This window comes from Streptomyces sp. NPDC002790, assembly GCF_040295505.1.
GTDB lineage: Bacteria > Actinomycetota > Actinomycetes > Streptomycetales > Streptomycetaceae > Streptomyces.
This window is the reverse complement of the sequence record NZ_JBEOVM010000134.1, coordinates 11,614-15,884: the sequence shown is the minus strand read 5'-3', so window position 1 is coordinate 15,884 and position 4,271 is coordinate 11,614. Positions and strand designations below refer to the sequence as shown.

The following is a 4,271-nucleotide window of genomic DNA, read 5'->3' as shown; positions in this document are numbered from 1 at the left end:
GCCACCACGGCGGAGACCGCCCGCTCCGCGTCGGCGACGCAGGGCGCGACGCCGGTCGTCAACAGCCGGTAGTACAGCGGCGCGGACACCGCCCGGACGACCTCCGACGGATCCGTGCCCCGCGGCAACTCACCCCGCTCCACGGCGTGTTGAACGCACGGCGCCCACTCCGCCACCCGGACCTCGTAGAAGCGGGCGAGCGCCGACGCCGTGCGCGGGTCACAGGCGGCCGCCGCGATCACCGCGTGGAACAGCCGACCCTGCCGGGGATCCGCCAACGTACGTTGCACGAGGCGTGCGTTGGCGGTCAGGTCGCCGTGCAGGCTGCCCGTCTCGGTGCGCGGCAGCGACTCCTGGGCCATCTGGTCGAGGAGGTCGGCGACGAGTCCCGTGGGCGAGCCCCACCGCCGGTACACGGTCGTCTTGCCGACGTCCGCGCGCCGTGCGATGTCACCCAGGTCGAGCCGGTCGAAGCCGTGCTCGGCGAGGACGTCGCCCGCCGCGTCGAGCACCGCCGCGCGGACACGGGCCGTGCGCCCGCCGGGACGGAGCGTGCCGGGTTCGTGCGCTTCGGTCGGGTTACCGGTCATGACCGACAGGGTAACGGTACGAAGGAACCGTTTGTGCGGTCACTGTACGTGTTGACGCACGTCACGGGCCTGGTAGCGTCCGCATACCGTGAATCATCGGCTGCCCGCCGGGTCGTTCGCGTATCCGTCAAGTTCCGCACGATGTCGAGAGGTTGGAGCATGCCAGACCCCGACCAGTCCGGCGCCGCCCGCGAGGAGGCGGAGGAGGCGTCGGCCTTCTCGCATCCTGCCGTGCCGCCGGACGTCAGCGCCGCGTACGGCGATCACCCGGATCAGATCGTCGACTTCTACGCCCCGAGAGACGGCGCGACCGCGGCCCCGCTCGTCGTGGTCCTGCACGGCGGTGCGTGGCGGGCGCCGTACGACCGGCAGTACCTGACCCCGTTCTGCGACTTCCTCGCACGGCGCGGGTTCGCCGTGGCCAACGTCGAGTACCGGCGGGGGAGCACGGTGCCGCATCAGGGCGCCGAGGGCCCCGTCGCCGGGCGCTGGCCGGAGACCTTCGACGACGTGGCGACCGCGCTCGACGCGATGCCCGCGCTCGCCGCCGAACACCTGCCGTCGGCGGACCCGCGCCGCACCATCGTCACCGGCCACTCGGCGGGCGGTCAGCTCGCACTGTGGGCGGGCGCCCGGCACGTGCTGCCGGAGGGCGCGCCCTGGCGCACCCCGAACTCCGCGGCGCTGCGCGGCGTCGTCGCCATCGCCCCGCTCGTGGGCTTCGTGCTCGCCGAGGAACTGGGCGTCTGCGACGGTGCGTGCGTCCAACTCCTGGGCGGTGTGCGGCAGTTGTTCGACGAGCGCCGTCCGTACGCGGACCCCGTGGAACTGCTGCCGACCGGCGTCGCGACGACCGTGGTCCAGGGGCGTTCGGACACCACCGTGCCGTTCGAGCTGGCCGAGGCGTACGCGGACGCGGCGGCGAAGGCCGGCGAGGTCGTGGGCGCCACGTTCCTGGAGGGGGTCGGCCACTTCCCGCCGATCGACCCGGCGGCGGACGCCTGCGCGGTGGTCGCGGAGGAGATCGCCCAACTCGCCTGGTGACCACGGCCCCGGGGACTACTAGTCCTTGGGACGGACGCCCCCGAACCCTCCTCCGTACGGACGCGGGCCGGCGTTGCCGCGACCTACCGTGAGTGCCATGACCGACACGACCACCATGCAGGGCCCGCGCGAGCACAGCCCTGAGATAAATCTCGCCAAGTCGGCGCTGCGGGGGCTGCGCGAGGACCTGTTCCGGGGGGTGCTCACCTACCGGCCGCTGCCCCGGGTGGGCACGGACGGGCCGTGGGCCCGGCAGTTCCCCGAGCGCTTCCGTAGGCACCTGGGGCTCCTGCCGCACGCCGTCGTGCTCGGCCTTGCCGGGCTCACGCTGATCACGGGCATGGCGAGCTACGGCGCCCTCGACGACAGCTTCTTCGCCCTCGTCGCCGGGCTGATGGCGTCGGTCCCGGTGGCGCTCACCCTGCTCCGCCCGATCCTCGCCTGGTGGCTCTCGCTGGCGGCCGCCCCGCTCCTGGTGTGGGCGACGGGCGACGGCCTCTACCCGTGGTCGGGCGGCAGCATCATGGGCCACACGGTCGTGATGATGGTGGTCGCGGCGCGCACCCGACCGCGTACGGCAGCCTGGATGTGGGTCCTGTCCACGCTGTACTCGCTGCTCTCCGCGGCGGTCTTCGGCGACGTGAACTCCGGCATCGCCGTCCCGATGATGGTGCTGTCCGGCATCGGGGTCGGGATCGTCGCGCTCGTCCACGTCAACCGCACCGCGCGCCTCCAGGTCGTCCAGGAGCGTACGGTCACCGCCGTCGAGCGGGACCGGCGCACGCTCCTGGAGGAGCGCACGAACATCGCGCGCGAGCTGCACGACGTGGTGGCGCACCACATGTCGGTCGTCGCCATCCAGGCGGAGGCCGCGCCCTACCGGGTCGAGAACCCGCCGCCCGAGCTGGAGCAGGCGTTCGTCACGATCCGGGAGAACGCGGTGTCGGCCCTCACCGAGCTGCGCCGCGTCCTCGGTGTCGTACGGGCCGCGGACTACGAGGCGCCCGACGCCCCGCAGCCCACCCTCGCCGACCTGGACAGGCTCCTGGAGAACGTGCGGGAGGCGGGCCTGACCGTGACGCGGACGGTGACGGGCGCGGCCCGTGAACTCCCGCAGGGCGTCGAGCTGTCGGCGTACCGGATCGTGCAGGAGGCGTTGAGCAACGCGCTGCGGCACGCCCCGGGCTCGCAGGCCGCGGTCGAGGTGGCGTACGTCCTCGGGGGCCTCGGCCTCAGGATCGTCAACGGTCCGTCGACCGGGTTGGTCAATCCCGCCCGCCGCCCGGCCACCACCCCTGAACGAGGGCTTCGCCCGCCCTCCGTCACCGGCGCGGGCCACGGTCTCACCGGGATGCGCGAACGTGTCTCCATGCTCGACGGCGAGATGACGGCGGACGGGACGGCCGACGGCGGGTACGAGGTGGCGGTCTTCCTCCCCGTCGCCCGCGCCGCGGCCACCGGGACGGAGGACGAGGCGTGATCAGGGTGCTGGTCGCCGACGACCAGATGATGGTCCGCGAGGGCTTCTCGGTTCTCCTGAACGCCATGCCGGACTTCGAGGTCGTCGGCGAGGCGGTCAACGGCGTGGAGGCGATCGCCAAGGTCCGCGAGCTCCACCCCGACGTCGTCCTGATGGACATCCGGATGCCGGAGCTGAACGGCATCGAGGCGACCCGCGAGATCGTCGCGGCGGACGAGGGCACGAAGGTGCTCGTCCTGACCACCTTCGACCTGGACGAGTACGTGTACCAGGCGCTGCGGGCCGGGGCCTCCGGCTTCCTCCTCAAGGACGCCTCCGCGCGCGAACTCGCCGACGGCGTACGGGTGGTGGCGAGCGGCGAGGCCCTCCTCGCGCCGACCGTGACCCGCCGCCTGATCACCGAGTTCGCCAAGTTGTCCGAGACGCCGGGCATCACGGCGGGTCGGCAGGCGGGCGCGTTCGGGGAGCTGACCGAGCGCGAGACGGAGGTGCTCGTCCTGATCGCGCAGGGTCTGTCGAACATCGAGATCGCCGAGCGGCTCGTGGTCGCCGAGTCGACGATCAAGACGCATGTGAGCCGGATCCTGGTGAAGCTGGGGCTGCGTGACCGGACGCAGGCGGCGGTGTTCGCGTACGAGGCACGTCTGGTCACGCCGGGGTGAGCGGGGTTAGCGTCCGGGCATGGACGCGTTCGTGGAGAAGTTCGCCCCGTGGTCCCCGGCCTTCGTCGCCGACCCGTATCCCGCCTACGCGGACCTGCGCGAGGCCGGCCGGGTGCACTGGTTCGAGCCCTCGAAGCAGTACCTGATCCCGCACCACGCCGACGTCTCGGCGCTGCTGCGCGACCGCCGCCTCGGCCGCACCTACCAACACCGGTACGCCCACGAGGAGTTCGGCCGCACGGCCCCACCGCCCGAGCACGAGCCGTTCCACACCCTCAACGACCACGGCATGCTCGACCTGGAGCCTCCGGACCACACCCGCATCCGCCGCCTGGTGTCGAAGGCGTTCACCCCGGGCACCGTGCGCCAACTCCAGCCCTACGTAGAGAAGTTGGCGGGCGAACTCGTCTCCGCTCTGGTGGCCGATGGCGGCGGCGACCTGCTCACGGCGGTCGCCGAACCGCTCCCGGTGGCCGTCATCGCCGAAATGCTCGG

Annotated in this window: 4 protein-coding genes and 1 pseudogene; 4 read left to right on the top strand and 1 reads right to left on the bottom strand. The window is 72.6% G+C overall.

Translation table 11 applies throughout. The features are described 5' to 3' along the window. On the bottom strand, positions 1-590 hold a 590-nt coding region (locus ABT004_RS32585), incomplete at its 3' end, for a TetR/AcrR family transcriptional regulator (protein WP_351344045.1). 159 nt (positions 591-749) lie between these two features. Here ABT004_RS32585 and ABT004_RS32580 point away from each other — a divergent pair. The 4 genes and pseudogenes from ABT004_RS32580 to ABT004_RS32565 all read left to right on the top strand — a co-directional run. Then, positions 750-1,634, top strand: coding sequence for an alpha/beta hydrolase (locus tag ABT004_RS32580; RefSeq protein ID WP_351344042.1), 885 nt, complete (start codon positions 750-752; stop codon positions 1,632-1,634). A gap of 97 nt (positions 1,635-1,731) precedes the next feature. Continuing rightward, the gene (locus ABT004_RS32575) at positions 1,732-3,114 is read left to right on the top strand and encodes a sensor histidine kinase (RefSeq protein ID WP_351344039.1); all 1,383 of its coding nucleotides are present in this window, start codon (positions 1,732-1,734) and stop codon (positions 3,112-3,114) included. Then, on the top strand, positions 3,111-3,776 hold the full coding sequence (locus ABT004_RS32570; RefSeq protein ID WP_351344036.1) for a response regulator: 666 nt from the start codon (positions 3,111-3,113) through the stop codon (positions 3,774-3,776). Before ABT004_RS32575 ends, ABT004_RS32570 begins: the two co-directional genes overlap by 4 nt. Before the next feature lie 19 nt (positions 3,777-3,795). Then, positions 3,796-4,271 (top strand): annotated as a pseudogene (locus ABT004_RS32565) (cytochrome P450); the annotation flags it as partial.

What these genes read in the sequence shown, in the direction of transcription:
- ABT004_RS32580 (WP_351344042.1), top strand. Translation starts at nt 750, where the DNA reads ATGCCAGACCCCGACCAGTCCGGCGCCGCCCGCGAGGAGGCGGAGGAG.
- ABT004_RS32575 (WP_351344039.1), top strand. Translation starts at nt 1,732, where the DNA reads ATGACCGACACGACCACCATGCAGGGCCCGCGCGAGCACAGCCCTGAG.